We start from the raw sequence: 13,801 nt of genomic DNA, 5'->3' as shown, positions 1-13,801 counted from the left end.
GAAGAGCGCGACGGGGCAGGGCGCAACGCCCGGTGGCGGCCGGAGCCACCACCGGGCGTGCGGTGCCCGATCAGGCCGGGGCGACCGCGCGCGTACGGCGCATGGTGAGCACGTACTCGACAAGCGAGATCAGCACGTGCTTCGTCGACTCCCGGTTACGGGCGTCGCAGGCCACCACCGGCACGTCGCTCGAGATCGCCAAGGCGTCTCGAACGTCCTGCGGGTCGTGGTACTGCATCCCGTCGAAGCAGTTGATCGCCACCAGGTACGGCAGGCGTCGGTGCTCGAAGAAGTCGATCGCCGCGAAGCAGTCGGCCAGCCGGCGCGTGTCGACGAGCACGACCGCACCGATGGCGCCCCGAACCAGTTCGTCCCACATGAACCAGAATCGGGTCTGACCCGGCGTACCGAACAGGTACAGGATCAGGTCACGGTCGATCGAGATCCGGCCGAAGTCCATAGCCACCGTGGTCGTCGTCTTACCCGGCACCTGCCGGGTGTCGTCGACGCCCACGCCGGCGGAGGTCATGATGGCCTCGGTGGTCAGCGGCGTGATCTCCGAGACCGAGCCGACCAGCGTCGTCTTACCTACGCCGAATCCACCGGCGATAACGATCTTCGCCGACGTCACGCGCCCACTCGGGTTCGGTGGGCGGTGCGACATGTCAGAGCCTGCGAAGTCCACTCAGCACCCTCTCCAGCAGTTCAGTGCCCACCGCGTCGTCGGAGTCGTCCAAAATGGTCGGCTCGTGAACCGCGACCAGGCCGTCCGTCGCCATGTCGGCGATGAGCACCCGGGCCACACCGAGCGGGAGCTGCATCCGCGCCGCGATCTCCGCGAGCGATTGCACACGACCGTCACACAGCGCGGCGATGTACTGGTGTTCGCGGCCCTGGCCGCCGTTGCCATTGGCAGCGGCCCGGCCGCGCACCGTCGTCTCGACGAGCGCCTCCAGCGCGATGTCGAGCCGAGGACGGGTACGACCGCGGGTCACGGCGTATGGACGCACCAACGCTCCGGTTGGTTCGTCACGATCGGCCATCTCGCCGCTCACCCCCTTCGTGCCCGCTACCGGCTCCCACCGGTGAAACCCGTCGTTGTCGTCGTTGCAGTCTTGCCGACCTCACGATCGGCGAGGCGTCAGCCCAGCATGCCCGCAGCCGCACGCGGCTGCGGGGTAAGCGCGTCGCCCACCCGGTCGACCAGCAGTGCCATCTCGTAGCCCACCTGGCCCACGTCGGAGCTGCGGGCGGCCAGCACGGCGAAGGAGGAGCCGTCCGAGATGGACATCAGGAACAGGAAACCATTGTCCATCTCCACGACGGTCTGCAACACCGCGCCTCCCTCGAAGCAGCGGGCTGCCCCCTGGGTCAGACTGACCAGACCCGAGGAGATCGCGGCAAGCTGATCGGCCCGGTCGCGCGGCAGATCCCGTGACGACGCCAGGAGTAGGCCGTCCGCCGAGACGGCGACCGCATGCGCGACGCCGGGCACCCGGTCGGCGAAGTTGGCCAGCAGCCAACCAAGATCCTGCGTAGTTGTCATCCTTCTTGCTCCTTCTGCCCGCTCCCGGCCACCGGGCCTGAGCCAGACTGCGAGGATTGCCCTCCCGGAGTTGCCTCCGGGCTGGTCGGGTTGTCCGAGGTGCTACGCCCTCGCTGCACACCCCGGTGGTAGGCGGAGAGCAGGCCACGGACCGCCTCCGGGGAACGGCGCTGGACCGAGGTGGCGGGCTTCTCCACCGCACCCGGTACGAGTTGCGCCATCGGCTTGCGCTTCGGCAGGCCGGTAGTGGTGGTCTCGCTCACCGGTGCCGCGCCGGCCGCCGCCGAAGCGGCACGCCAGCCGTCGTCAGCCGCGGTCTGCCAGCCGTTGCTCTGCGGTTGGGGCCGGCGGTTCGGCAGGCTCTCGGCGAGGCTGGGGCGGGTGCCCTCGTTCGCTGTGGAGCCGTTGTCCCGCGGCGCTCCTCCGGCCGTCGGAGTGTCTGCCATCGGTGTGTTACCTGTCGTCCCGGGTGGTGTCTTGTGGACTGTCCGACCGGTGGCCTCGACCGTGGCGAACTGCTGGGTCGCGGTGTCGCCGTTCGTGCTCGGCTGGGCGGCGGCGGTGGACTCCTCCGAGCCCGGGCGGCGGGTCCGGAACCAGGCCGACTCCAGCTCCCGGAAGATCGGCAGCTCCATCGTCTCGTCCGCGTACCGCTGCCGGTTCTGCGCCTGCGGTTGCTGTGGCGCCGGCCGGGCCTGCGGAGCCGGAGCTGGCGGCTGGGCCGCGGCGGGCGGCTGCTCGCCGGGTCGCGGCACGCGCGGCAGCTCCGTCGTCATGTCCAGGGCGGCGGCGAGCCGCTCCGGCACCGGCGGGGTCGCCGCGTCCCGGTCGCCACCCGGCACCGGCGGCCAGGCCGGGGGTGCGGGGGCGCTGGGCGCCTGCGCGGGTGGGGTGGACCGGGTCGCGAACCCGCTGAACGACTGGCTGGACGCCGGTGGCACCGAGTACGGCTGACCGGACGCCGGCGACGCGGACACCGGCGAGGCGGACACTGGCGGACCAGCGTACGGCTGCCCGGAGGCCGGCGCGGCGGACACCGGCGGACCGCCGTACGGGGCACCCGAGTAGGGCTGCCCGGAGTAGGGCTGACCCGAGGCCGGCGAGGCGGAGACCGGCGCGCCGGAGTAGGGCTGCGCGGAGACCGGCGGCACCGAGTACGGACGCGTCTCGGGGCTGCTCGGCAACTGCCGGGGAATGGACGGCTGCTGACCGGTGGTCGGAGCGTCGTCCCCGGAGCGGCGCTGCGGCAGCGGGTCGATCGGCTGGCCGTTGGCCGGCCGCGGGGTGAACCCGTCGCCACCGTTGACGCCGTTCGTCCCGGCCGCACCGGTCAGATCCGACCAGGCCGGCATCGAACCGTACGCACCGGCGTTGGCGGGGGTGCCGGCACCGTTTCGCGATGCCGGCTCGAACGGACGACCGCCGAGGGTGACCTGGTTGCCGGACTCGCTGGAGCGCGGGTGGTTGCCGAGTGCGGGCAGCGCACCGAAGACCGGCACGGACCCGCCCTGCTGGGGGCCACCGGACGCAGGCAGGGCCGGCGGCTGCTGCACCCGGCCGGAGAGCGCCCGGGGCACCAGCACCGAGGTGGGCAGGGTCACGTCGGCGACCGTGCCGCGGTCGGAGCCGGGGCGCAGCTCGACACGGACACCGTGCCGGGACGCCAGCCGAGCGACCACGACGAGGCCCATCATCCGGGACACCGCGACGTCCACCTGCGGCGGCGTGGCGAGCCGCTCGTTGAGGTCGTGCAGCTGCTCGGCGCTGATGCCGATGCCGCGGTCCTCGACGTACAGCGAGGAGCGGTCGCCGACCCGGCGGGCCTCGACCATCACCTGCGAGTCGGGCGGCGAGAACGCGGTGGCGTTGTCGAACAGCTCGGCGACGAGGTGCACCAGGTCGTTGACCGCGTGCGCGGCGACCTCGATGTCACGGTCGATGACACCGAACTCGATGCGGGTGTAGTGCTCGACCTCGGACTGCGCGGCGCGCAGCACGTCGATCAGAGCGGCCGGCTCACGCTGCACACGTGTGGAGTCGGCACCGGCGAGCACCAGCAGGTTCTCGTCGTTGCGGCGCATCCGGGTGGCCAGGTGGTCGAGCTGGAACAGCTCGGCCAGCCGGTCCGGGTCCTCCTCGCCGCGCTCCAGCCGGTCGAGGTGCCCGATGAGGCGGTCGACCAGGATCTGTGAACGGCGGGCCAGGTTGACGAACATGGTCGCGACGGAGGCGCGCAGGGCGGCCTGCTCGGCGGCCGTGCGGACGGCTTCCAGGTGGACGGCGTTGAACGCCTCGGTCACCTGACCGAACTCGTCCTTGCTGCGCACCGGTAGCGGTTCGGCGATCTGGTTGGCCAGCTGCACCGGGGAGAGCTGCCCGACGACCTGCGGGTCGCGCAGTCGGGCCACCGCCTGCGGCAGGCCGTACTGGGCGACGGAGAGTGCGCCCTGCCGCAGCTCACGCAGTGAGCGGGCCATCGAGCGGGCGACCAGGTACGCGAAGAGAATGGCCAGCAGCAGCATGCTGAGCAGCAGACCGGTCTCCAGGAAGACCTGGCGCTGGACGTCCGAGCGGAGGGTGTCGGCCCCGGTGACCACCTCACTGTCGAGCTTCCGCTCGACGGTGCGGATCAGCTTGGCGTTGGCCGTCATGGCGGCTTCCCACTGGTCCGGCTTGAACGGCGCATCGCGCATGTCGCCGGTGGTGTTGCCGTCGATCCAGCCGGTGTAGTTCTGCGCCTCCCGGCGGTCGCCGCCCGCGACCGTCTGGTCGTGGAACTTCGCGTCGTCCGGGGTGGCGACGGCCTTGAAGCTCTGTAGTGCCTGCTGCTGGCCGGTGCCGCTGGCGATGTAGTCGGTGCGCAGCGCGGGCGTCAGGCGCTTGCCGCCCTTCACGCCCAGCGCGCGGTGCACGACGACCCGGCGTGCGGCGAGGAACTCCTTCTCCCGGGCGACCGCCGCGGCGGCGCGCATCCGGTCGCTCAGGTCGTTGTCGCCGGCGAGCTGCGTGGCCGAGTCACGGATGGCGAGCAGGTCGCTGATCAGGCCCTCGTACGCCTGGACGGTCTCGGTGAGCGCGAGCTTGCCGTTGAACACCTGGCTGCGGATGCCGGACAGGTCCTGCAGGTTCTGGTCGATGCCGTCGAGCAGCGTCTCGAGGCTGCTCGGCAGGTCCTCGACCTCGGTCCGCTGCTGGCGGTAGGGGCCAGCTTCCTGGTCCACCCGGGAGTTCACCCGGTTGTAGGCCTCCTGGTACTGAGCCGTCGGCTGCGTCCCGTCCGCGCCCAACAGCAGCACGGCGGCGGTCCGTTCGTCCTGCAGGGCGTCGACCAGGTCACCCGAATAGCTCGACAGGTTGGCCAGGTCGCCGGCTCGGTTGGCATTGTTGAGCGTCTCCACGTGGTCGACAAGACCACTGGTGCCCACCACGACCGTGGCGATGGTCGGCACGATCATGATGAGACCGAGCTTGGACCAGATCGGCATGTCCCGGAGCCGGCTGGCCGGCCGGCGCAGCCGCGACAGGAAGGAGCCCGCCGTCTTTGGCCGTTTGCTCACGTCACCGCCCTCGCGATTACAGCTTCAACGCGTTGCCTCCGGGCAACGCCCAGCGACCGACCCGGCGGGTCGGACCCCCGAGATTCCATCACGCCGGTCGACAAGAAGAAAGCCCAGGTTGTCACCTACCGAAGGTGTGATGAGATGTTGATGCGATTTGATAGCAGTCCGTCTGGCCGGAGTAACTGAAGGTAATGAAACATCCGCACCGCGTTGTCCTCCTCGCCGGGCCTTCCGGGTCCGGGAAGTCGTACATAGCCCAGCAAACCGGCCTCCCGGTGCTCTGCTTGGACGACTTCTACAAAGACGGCGATGACCCTACGTTGCCGCGACGAAACGACCAGGTGGATTGGGAATCACCAGAGTCCTGGGACGCCCCGAGTGCGGTGGAAATCATTGCCCAGCTCGCTCGTGAGGGCCGAGCCGATGTGCCGGTTTATGCGATCGGCGCAGATCGACGGGTGGCCACCCGGTCATTTGATCTCGCCGGATCGCCACTTTTCGTGGCTGAAGGGATTTTCGCCGCCGAGATCGTCGAGGAGTGCCGTCGCCGCGGACTGCTGGCCGGGGCGTACGCGCTGCGCCGGCCGCGTGGTGCGACCTTCCTGCGCCGGCTGGCCCGCGACCTGTCCGAGCAGCGCAAGGCACCCGGGGTGCTGGTCAGCCGGGGCGTGGCACTGTTGCGGGCCGAGCCGGCGGTGCTGCGTCGGCAGACCGGGTTGGGCGCGGAGGCGGCCCGCGCCCGGGAGGTGCTGCGTCGGGTGGCCGGCCTGCTCGCCGGCCACCCGCACGCCTGAGCCGATCAGGCCAGCAGGTCGGCGTACGCCGGCTTGATCACCTCGTCGATGATCCGCAGCCGTTCGTCGAAGGGGATGAAGGCGCTCTTCATCGCGTTGATGGTGAACCACTGCATCTCCTTCCAGCCGTAGCCGAAGTTCTCCACCAGCAGCGACATCTCCCGCGACATCGAGGTGCCGCTCATCAGCCGGTTGTCGGTGTTGACGGTGGCCCGGAACCGCAGGTCCCGCAGGAGGCCGATCGGGTGCTCGGCGATCGAGGCCACCGCGCCGGTCTGCACGTTCGACGAGGGGCACAACTCCAGCGGGATCCGCTTGTCCCGCACGTACGCGGCCAGCCGGCCGAGCGCGCCGTCGGGGGCGATGTCGTCGACGATCCGCACCCCGTGACCGAGCCGGTCCGCCCCGCACCACTGGATCGCCTGCCAGATCGACGGCAGACCGAACGCCTCACCGGCGTGGATGGTGAAGTGGAAGTTCTCCCGCTGCAGGTATTCGAAGGCGTCCAGGTGCCGGGTGGGTGGGAAGCCCGCCTCGGCGCCGGCGATGTCGAAGCCGACCACCCCGGCGTCCCGGTGCCGTACGGCCAGTTCCGCGATCTCCTGCGAGCGGGCGGCGTGACGCATCGCGGTGAGCAGGGTGCCCACCCGGATGGTCAGGCCCGCCTCGACGGCCTGGGCGGTGCCCTCGGCGAACCCGGCCAGCACCGCCTCGACGACCTCGTCCAGGCTCAGGTCCTGTTCCAGGTGCTGCTCCGGGGCGAAGCGCACCTCGGCGTAGACCACCCCGTCGGCGGCCAGGTCCAGTGCGCACTCGCGGGCCACCCGACGCAGCGCGGGCGGGGTTTGCATGACGGCCACGGTGTGCGCGAACGTCTCGAGGTAACGCTCCAGGGAGCCGGAGTTGGCCGCTTCCACGAACCAGCGTCCGAGCGCCTCGGGGTCGGTGGTGGGCAACTCGTGGCCCACCTCCGCGGCCAGGTCGACGATCGTCGCCGGCCGCAGCCCGCCGTCGAGGTGGTCGTGCAGCAGCGCCTTCGGAGCCTTGACAATGTCCTCGTACCGGATAGTTGCGACCATGCTCAGACCCTAGCCAGCGGCCTGGGCGGACCGGTACGGGACCGGCCGGGCGTCATGGCCGCCACCCGTACACCCGGTGCACGTCGAGGCGGATCACAAGCCGCCCGTCGGCGACCATGGCGGCGCGGTAGTCCGCCCAGTCCGGGTGGTCGCCGCGAATCCGGCGGTAGACCTCGACCAACTCGTCGACCGTCTCGTCGGTGCTGGCCGCGGCCGGCTCGGTGAGCGTCACGGTCCCCTCGGCGACCGCGTACGCGCCGCCGTCCGGCGTGGTCACGTGGAAGCTGGCCCGGGGATCGCGGCGCAGGTTGCGCACCTTCGCCCTGCCCGCGGTGGTGGAGCAGCGGATCAACCCCGGCTCGGCCAGGTAGTCGAGGTTGGACAGCTGGGGCCGCCCGTCCCGGCGAAGGGTGACCAGCACCCCGCGCCCCCGCTGACCGAACAGCTCCCACAGCCGGTCGTCCACGTCGGCCCGAGCGGGACGGCTGGTCGGGTCGTCCTGGAGAGAATTGGTTGACATGTCATCGACGCTAGAGGCAGATTGATGACATGTCAACGAAAGCGTTAGACTCGCCGGATGGACGCACCCCGGTGGCTGGACGAGCGGGAGGACCGCGCCTGGCGCGGCTACCGCCGGATGCGTCGACTGCTCGACCTGGAGCTGGCCCGGGACCTGACCCAGGACGCCGGCCTCTCCGAGCCGGACTACGACGTGCTGTCCGACCTCTCCGAGACACCCCAGGGGCGCCTGCGCCTCAGCGAGCTGGCAGACCGGATGCTGTGGTCACGTAGCCGGCTCTCCCACCACCTGAGCCGAATGCAACAGCGTGGCCTGGTGACCCGCGAGGAGTGCGCCGACGACGCCCGCGGCTCGGTCGTCGTGCTCACACCGGCGGGCCGGCAGGCCATCGAGTCCGCCGCACCCGGTCACGTGGCCGCCGTCCGCCGGCACCTGATCGACCTGCTCACCCCCGCGGAGGTCGACGCCCTCGGCGCGCTCACCCACCGGGTGGTCGACAACCTCGCCGACCCGGCCCCTCGGGCCACCCGGCCGCGGCCCGCCGCGGAGGCCTGAGGTGGACCCCCACATCCTCGACCGACTGCGCTGCCCGGTCTGCGCCGAACCGCTGGGGCTGGCCACCGACGCGAGGGCCCTGCGCTGCCCACGGCGGCACAGCTTCGACATCGCCCGCCAGGGCTACGTCAACCTGCTCACCGGCCGGGCCCCGCACGTGGGCGACACCGCCGAGATGGTCGCCGCGCGCGCGGACTTCCAGGCCGCCGGGCACTACGACGTCATCTCGGCCGCCCTCGCCGCTGCCGCGACGCAGGCCACTGCCCGGCTGCGCACGACGGCCGCCACGCCATTGGGAGCCACGCCGTCCGACTCCCGCTCCGCGGCAACCGACGCGACGATGTCCGAGCAGGACCGGCGCGCGGAGATAAACAGAGCAAAGGACACCACGGCAGGGGTACGTGTCGAACCGGCGGCGGCGGACGTCGGGGCGTACCCCCTGGTGGTGGATGCCGGCGCCGGCACGGGCCGGTATCTCGGCGCGGTGCTGGCGGCGCTGCCGGACGCCGTGGGTCTGGCCCTGGACGTGTCCAAGCCGGCGCTGCGCCGCGCGGCCCGCGCGCACCCCCGGGCCGCCGCGGCGCTCGCCGACACCTGGCAGCGGCTGCCGCTCGCGGACGCCTCGACCGCCGTGCTGCTCAACGTCTTCGCCCCGCGCAACGGCCCGGAGTTCCACCGGGTGCTCGACCCGGCGGGCACCCTGCTGGTGGTCACACCCGACACCGACCATCTCACCGAGTTGGTGGGTGCGTTGGCCCTGCTGCGGGTGGACCCGGACAAGGCCGACCGGGTGACCGGCAGCCTGGGCGGGCACTTCACCCTGGTCAGCTCGTCGGCGCACCGGGCGGAGCTGGCCCTGGCCCGGCCGGAGGTCGCCACCCTGGTGGGCATGGGCCCGAACGCGTGGCACACCGACCCGGAGGCACTGCGCGCCCGGCTGGCGGCGCTGCCCGAACCGGTCCGGGTGACCGTGGCGGTGCGGGTCGACGCGTACCGACCGCGCTGAGCTCAGGTGGAGAGGTCGACCTCTTCCCAACCCGGCGGCTCGTCGTGGTACGGCCCGCGCAGGATCACCGCCCACTCCAGCGCCCAGCGGCGCTGCCCGATCGCGTTCGCGTCGACCAGGCCCGGCGCCCGTCGACCGTCGCGCTCGGTCTCCAGGTACGCCCAGTCCAGGCAGTAGTGCAGGTCGAGCAGGGCGGCCGCGTCGGCGGGGTGCTGCGGCGCGGTGAGGATGCGGGAACGCCAGCGCGGGAACGTCTCCCCCTCGGCGATGTGCGGCAGCCGCTCGACCAGCCGCTCGTCGACGGCCAGGGTCGGGTCGAGTTGCTTGCTCAACCCGAGCACCCAGGCCAGCGCGAAGAGCGCGTCGTGGTGCAGCACGAACGAGCGGTGGTCGCCCTTGCCGCCCATCACGAACTGCCACTCCGGTGGCGTGACCATCTCGACCAGGTGCGAGCCGAGCAGCCAGCTCATCGCCGCCTCCGGGGGCATCCCGAAGCAGCGGGCCAGGATCAGGTGCAGCACGGCGATCCGCGCCTCGATCTCCGCAGTGGGGCGCAGGTCGATCTCGTCGCCCGGCTCCCAGACCAGCGGGAACTGGGCCGGCGGCAGCGGCAGGCCGAGCCGGGACAGCTCGTCCAGGCTCGCTTCGCGCACCTCACGTGGGTTGGGAGCAGCAACGGTCACGGCGGGTCTTCCTGTCTGCTCGCGCCGGCTCAACGCCGGTTGTCCCCCCTTGGCCTGCGACAATAGCGCTCCAAGGTGACCGGCACCACGCCACCCCGACCCCTGTTTCGCCTCAGCCGATGCGTTCGATGACCAGCGGCGTCGCCGCCGGGGCGGTCGGCGCGATCCGCACCGCGTCGGCGGCCTCGGCCAACGCCGCCGGAATCCGCGTCGCGTCCTCGGCACGCAGCTCGTAGAGGGGGTCACCAGCCCGGACCGGGTCACCCGGCCGCCGGTGCAACACCACCCCGGCCGGCACGCTGACCGGGTCCTCCTTGCGGGCCCGACCCGCGCCAAGCCGCCACGCCGCAACCCCCATCGCGTACGCGTCGACGGCCGCGACGTGCCCGTCCCGCTCGGCGCGGACCACCTCGACCTCGTTCGCGGTCCGCATCGGCGCGTCCGGGTCGCCACCCTGCGCCCGGATCATCGCCCGCCAGGAGTCCATCGCCCGGCCGTCGCGCAGTGCCGCCGCCGGGTCGGCGTCCGGCAGGCCGGCCGCGTCGAGCATCTCCCGGGCCAGCGCGAGGGTCAGTTCCACCACGTCGGCAGGTCCACCTCCGGCCAGCACCTCGACCGACTCGGTCACCTCCACCGCGTTGCCGATCGCCAGGCCGAGCGGGGTGGACATGTCGGTGAGCAGGGCGACCGTCCGAACGCCGTGCGCACCACCCAACTCGACCATCGTGCGCGCCAGCTCGCGGGCCTGGTCGACGGACTTCATGAAGGCACCCGAGCCGACCTTCACGTCGAGGACCAACGCGCCGGTGCCCTCGGCGATCTTCTTGCTCATGATCGAGCTGGCGATCAGCGGGATCGCCTCCACCGTGCCGGTGACGTCGCGCAGCGCGTACAGCTTGCGGTCGGCCGGGGCGAGCCCGGCACCGGCCGCGCAGATCACCGCGCCGACCTCGTCGAGCTGGGCGATGAACTCGTCGTTGCTCACCGTGGCCCGCCAGCCCGGGATGGACTCCAACTTGTCGAGCGTGCCGCCGGTGTGCCCGAGACCGCGGCCGCTCAACTGCGGCACGGCCGCGCCACACGCCGCCACCAGCGGGGTGAGCGGCAGCGTGATCTTGTCGCCGACGCCGCCGGTGGAGTGCTTGTCGACTGTCGGCCGGCGTACCGCCGAGAGGTCCAGCCGCTCGCCGCTGGCGATCATCGCGGCGGTCCACCTGGCGATCTCCGGCCCGGTCATGCCGTTGAGCAGGATCGCCATCGCCAGCGCCGACATCTGCTCGTCGGCGACAACCCCCCGGGTGTACGCGTCGACCACCCAGTCGATCTGTGCGTCCGACAGCACCCCGCCATCCCGCTTGACCCGAATAACGTCAACAGCAGCAAAACCACTCATTGAAAGATCTTCCCTAGTCGTTTGGAGGAACCGACCGGCGGCCCGCGCCCAGGTCGGGGCGGGGGCCGACCGTGCCCGGCGGAGGGATCAAGCCTGACCGCCCGGAGCCGGGCACGGTCGGCCCCCGCCCCCAACCGCAACCACAATCAAGACCAGCGCACCGGGATCTCCAAAGGCGGCTCACCCTCCCCAGCCCAGAAGATCGTGCCGGTGGCGTCGACCACCACCACACGCGGTGTCCGGGCCAGGCCCCAGGTGATCGCCTCGGCCGGGTCGTCCCAGCTCGGGGCCTCCTCCAGCACACCGGTCTCGGCACCGACGTCGTCTCCGGCCGACCGCTCCCAGTAGGCAGTCCAGACCTGCTGCCCGGCGGACATGTCCGGGTGCACGAAGACGGTGCCACGCCCACGCCAGGCGGCCAGCCGCTCCGGGACCACCGGCACCGGCGTCTCCCCGGTGACGGCCTCCAGGTCCTCCACGCCGAAGGCGTGCGGCAGCAGCTCGGCCATCCGCAGCGGGCGGGTCTTGCTCTCGATCAGGCACTCCGGCCCGCCGTGCTCCCAGAGCAGCTGCCGACAGCGACCACACGGCATCAGCGGTTCACCTGTCGCGTCGACGCAGGACAGCGCGACGAGTCGACCGCCACCGGTGGCGTGCAGGCTGGAGATGACGCCGCACTCGGCGCACAGCGTCACCCCGTACGCGGCGTTCTCCACGTTGCAGCCGACCACCACGCGGCCGTCGTCGACGAGCGCGGCCGCGCCGACCGGAAACGTCGAGTACGGCGCGTACGCGTGCCGCATCGCGTCGGTGGCGGCGGCGCGCAGTCGCGCCCAGTCAATGTCGGTCATGCCACCATTCTGCCCAGGCGGCCCAGGTCAGGAGCGGGCAGGGCGGGGTCCACGGGCGGACTGTACCTACTGGTATGTACAGTGATGCCATGGACTCGCGACAACTACTCGTCGACACGATGAGGCAGCTCATGTGGGAGCGCGGCTACGCCGACACCAGCCCGCGTGACGTTCGCGAGCGGTCCGGCGTGGGTCAGGGCAGCATGTACCACCACTTCCCGACCAAGCGGGATCTCGCGCTCGCCGCCCTTGAGCGCAACGTCGCCGATCTGCTGCCGGCCCGGTCCGAACTCGACGGTCCGGGCGACCCGATGGCTCGGATCGAGGCATACCTGATGCGACCCCGCGACGCCCTCAAGGGCTGCAAGGTCGGCCGGATGACCCAGGACCCGCAGGTCCGCGAGGACCCGGTGCTGCTCGCCCCGGTGGCGCGCGCGTTCGCTGAGGTCCGCGTCCGCTGGGTCACGGTGCTGCGCGAGGCCGTCGCCGCGGGCGAACTGCGGGACGACCTCGACCCCGAGCAACTCGCCAACACCCTGATGGCCGTCCTACAGGGCGGCTATGTGCTCGCCATCGCCCAGCAGGACCCGGGCCCGTTCGACGATGCCCGCGCCGGTGCTCTCGCCCTGCTCCGGGCGGCGGCACCAGCCGGGCCCGCCCACGAGAACAACAGGAGGAACTGAAGCCATGACGGTACGCATCGGCATCAACGGGTTCGGACGGATCGGGCGCACCTACCTGCGCGCGGCCCTGGCCAACAACGCCGACGTCGAGGTGGTCGCGGTGAACGACCTCACCGATGCCCGCACGCTGGCCACCCTGCTCGAGTGGGACTCGGTCTCCGGCCACCTGGACGGCGTCGCCTACGACGGCGACGCGATCGCCGTCCAGGGCACGCGCATGAGGGTCTTCGCGCAGTCCGACCCGGCCACCATCCCCTGGGGCGACGTCGGCGCCGACGTCGTGATCGAGTCCACCGGTCACTTCACCGACGGCGGCGCGGCGGCAGCCCACCTCAAGGGCGGCGCGAGGAAGGTCATCATCTCGGCGCCGGCCAAGGGGGACGTCCCCACGTTCGTCCTCGGCGTGAACGACGACAGCCTCGACCCGGACAGCCACGACGTCTTCTCCAACGGCTCCTGCACCACGAACTCGCTGGCGCCGCTGGCGAAGGTGCTCAACGACTCGTTCGGCATCGAGTCGGGACTGATGACGACGATCCACGCCTACACGGGCGACCAGCGGCTCCACGACGCGCCACACTCCGACCTGCGCCGTGCCCGCGCGGCGGCCGTCTCGACCATCCCGACGTCGTCGGGCGCGGCGAAGGCGATCGGCAAGGTCATCCCGGAGCTCGACGGGCGTCTCACCGGCGCCGCACTGCGCGTACCCGTCGCGACGGGCTCGATCACCGACCTCACCGTGGTCCTCCGCCAGCGCGCCGACGTCGAGGACGTCAACGCGGCGTTCCGTGAGGCCGCCGCCTCCCCGGGGCTGCGGCGCTACCTGCAGTACTCCGAGGCGCCGCTGGTCTCGGCGGACATCGTCGGCAACCCCTACTCGGCGGTCTTCGACGCGCCGCTGACCGAGGCCGTCGGCAACCAGGTCAAGGTGTTCGGCTGGTACGACAACGAGTGGGGCTTCTCCAACCGCCTCGTGGAGTTCTCCGAGCGGATCGCGGCGACCGCCGCCGCCTGACATCGTAGTGGGCTGACGCCCACAGGCGTGCCCGGCGGGGGGGTCAGCCCCGGGCCCCGGGGGGTGGGGGGCCCAGGGTCTTAGGGTGGGGGCAGCGGGGGGGGGCCCGTCGCAGG

The 13,801-nt window shown here is 71.7% G+C and carries 14 protein-coding genes; 5 read left to right on the top strand and 9 right to left on the bottom strand.

The features are described 5' to 3' along the window. Window positions 1-70: 70 nt before the first annotated feature. The 4 genes from AB0B57_RS28465 to AB0B57_RS28450 all read right to left on the bottom strand — a co-directional run bounded on the left by AB0B57_RS28465 (window position 71) and on the right by AB0B57_RS28450 (window position 5,103). The gene (locus AB0B57_RS28465) at window positions 71-664 is read right to left on the bottom strand and encodes an ATP/GTP-binding protein (protein WP_007455465.1); all 594 of its coding nucleotides are present in this window, start codon (window positions 662-664) and stop codon (window positions 71-73) included. Window position 665: 1 nt separating this feature from the next. Beyond that, on the bottom strand, window positions 666-1,043 hold the full coding sequence (locus tag AB0B57_RS28460; RefSeq protein WP_030329021.1) for a DUF742 domain-containing protein: 378 nt from the start codon (window positions 1,041-1,043) through the stop codon (window positions 666-668). A 98-nt stretch (window positions 1,044-1,141) separates the two neighbouring features. Beyond that, window positions 1,142-1,546: a roadblock/LC7 domain-containing protein gene (locus AB0B57_RS28455; protein ID WP_030329023.1), complete on the bottom strand. Its 405-nt coding sequence runs from the start codon at window positions 1,544-1,546 to the stop codon at window positions 1,142-1,144. Continuing rightward, window positions 1,543-5,103, bottom strand: coding sequence for a nitrate- and nitrite sensing domain-containing protein (locus AB0B57_RS28450; protein WP_357076334.1), 3,561 nt, complete (start codon window positions 5,101-5,103; stop codon window positions 1,543-1,545). The genes AB0B57_RS28455 and AB0B57_RS28450 overlap by 4 nt, the downstream gene beginning before the upstream one ends. A 503-nt stretch (window positions 5,104-5,606) precedes the next feature. On the opposite strand from AB0B57_RS28450, the gene AB0B57_RS28445 reads away from it, so the two are divergent. After that, window positions 5,607-5,900, top strand: coding sequence for a hypothetical protein (locus AB0B57_RS28445; RefSeq protein ID WP_357076331.1), 294 nt, complete (start codon window positions 5,607-5,609; stop codon window positions 5,898-5,900). A 5-nt stretch (window positions 5,901-5,905) separates the two neighbouring features. On the opposite strand, the gene AB0B57_RS28440 is transcribed toward AB0B57_RS28445, so the two are convergent. Beyond that, window positions 5,906-6,979: an adenosine deaminase gene (locus tag AB0B57_RS28440; protein ID WP_357076328.1), complete on the bottom strand. Its 1,074-nt coding sequence runs from the start codon at window positions 6,977-6,979 to the stop codon at window positions 5,906-5,908. Window positions 6,980-7,031: 52 nt separating this feature from the next. Beyond that, complete coding sequence (locus AB0B57_RS28435; protein ID WP_357076325.1) at window positions 7,032-7,499, bottom strand: PPOX class F420-dependent oxidoreductase; 468 nt, start codon at window positions 7,497-7,499, stop codon at window positions 7,032-7,034. A gap of 57 nt (window positions 7,500-7,556) precedes the next feature. On the opposite strand from AB0B57_RS28435, the gene AB0B57_RS28430 reads away from it, so the two are divergent. After that, complete coding sequence (locus AB0B57_RS28430) at window positions 7,557-8,054, top strand: MarR family transcriptional regulator (RefSeq protein ID WP_357076322.1); 498 nt, start codon at window positions 7,557-7,559, stop codon at window positions 8,052-8,054. Between the two features lies 1 nt (window position 8,055). After that, complete coding sequence (locus AB0B57_RS28425) at window positions 8,056-9,060, top strand: putative RNA methyltransferase (protein WP_357076319.1); 1,005 nt, start codon at window positions 8,056-8,058, stop codon at window positions 9,058-9,060. A 2-nt stretch (window positions 9,061-9,062) separates the two neighbouring features. On the opposite strand, the gene AB0B57_RS28420 is transcribed toward AB0B57_RS28425, so the two are convergent. The 3 genes from AB0B57_RS28420 to AB0B57_RS28410 all read right to left on the bottom strand — a co-directional run bounded on the left by AB0B57_RS28420 (window position 9,063) and on the right by AB0B57_RS28410 (window position 11,987). Further along, a complete protein-coding gene (locus AB0B57_RS28420) occupies window positions 9,063-9,743 on the bottom strand; it encodes a DUF4272 domain-containing protein (RefSeq protein WP_357076316.1) in 681 nt (226 codons plus the stop codon). Between the two features lie 112 nt (window positions 9,744-9,855). Further along, a complete protein-coding gene (locus tag AB0B57_RS28415; protein WP_357076313.1) occupies window positions 9,856-11,136 on the bottom strand; it encodes a thymidine phosphorylase in 1,281 nt (426 codons plus the stop codon). Window positions 11,137-11,282: 146 nt separating this feature from the next. After that, complete coding sequence (locus AB0B57_RS28410) at window positions 11,283-11,987, bottom strand: cytidine deaminase (protein WP_357076310.1); 705 nt, start codon at window positions 11,985-11,987, stop codon at window positions 11,283-11,285. A gap of 89 nt (window positions 11,988-12,076) precedes the next feature. Between AB0B57_RS28410 and AB0B57_RS28405 the strand changes: the two genes are divergently transcribed. Both AB0B57_RS28405 and gap read left to right on the top strand, forming a co-directional pair. Further along, window positions 12,077-12,670: a TetR family transcriptional regulator gene (locus AB0B57_RS28405; RefSeq protein WP_357076307.1), complete on the top strand. Its 594-nt coding sequence runs from the start codon at window positions 12,077-12,079 to the stop codon at window positions 12,668-12,670. 4 nt (window positions 12,671-12,674) lie between these two features. Beyond that, on the top strand, window positions 12,675-13,685 hold the full coding sequence (gene gap / locus AB0B57_RS28400; protein WP_357076304.1) for a type I glyceraldehyde-3-phosphate dehydrogenase: 1,011 nt from the start codon (window positions 12,675-12,677) through the stop codon (window positions 13,683-13,685). Window positions 13,686-13,801 lie beyond the last annotated feature (116 nt).

Origin of the sequence: Micromonospora sp. NPDC049101 (assembly GCF_040648675.1) — a bacterium.
Lineage (GTDB): Bacteria > Actinomycetota > Actinomycetes > Mycobacteriales > Micromonosporaceae > Micromonospora.
The sequence above is the reverse complement of the archived record's forward strand: the minus strand, read 5'-3'. Positions and strand labels throughout refer to the sequence as shown.

Bases quoted from the DNA above. Each gene is read 5' to 3' on its own strand.
- AB0B57_RS28465 (WP_007455465.1), bottom strand. From the start codon at position 664: ATGTCGCACCGCCCACCGAACCCGAGTGGGCGCGTGACGTCGGCGAAG.
- AB0B57_RS28460 (WP_030329021.1), bottom strand. From the start codon at position 1,043: ATGGCCGATCGTGACGAACCAACCGGAGCGTTGGTGCGTCCATACGCC.
- AB0B57_RS28455 (WP_030329023.1), bottom strand. From the start codon at position 1,546: ATGACAACTACGCAGGATCTTGGTTGGCTGCTGGCCAACTTCGCCGAC.
- AB0B57_RS28440 (WP_357076328.1), bottom strand. From the start codon at position 6,979: ATGGTCGCAACTATCCGGTACGAGGACATTGTCAAGGCTCCGAAGGCG.
- AB0B57_RS28435 (WP_357076325.1), bottom strand. From the start codon at position 7,499: ATGTCAACCAATTCTCTCCAGGACGACCCGACCAGCCGTCCCGCTCGG.
- AB0B57_RS28430 (WP_357076322.1), top strand. From the start codon at position 7,557: ATGGACGCACCCCGGTGGCTGGACGAGCGGGAGGACCGCGCCTGGCGC.
- AB0B57_RS28415 (WP_357076313.1), bottom strand. From the start codon at position 11,136: ATGAGTGGTTTTGCTGCTGTTGACGTTATTCGGGTCAAGCGGGATGGC.
- AB0B57_RS28410 (WP_357076310.1), bottom strand. From the start codon at position 11,987: ATGACCGACATTGACTGGGCGCGACTGCGCGCCGCCGCCACCGACGCG.
- AB0B57_RS28405 (WP_357076307.1), top strand. From the start codon at position 12,077: ATGGACTCGCGACAACTACTCGTCGACACGATGAGGCAGCTCATGTGG.
- gap (WP_357076304.1), top strand. From the start codon at position 12,675: ATGACGGTACGCATCGGCATCAACGGGTTCGGACGGATCGGGCGCACC.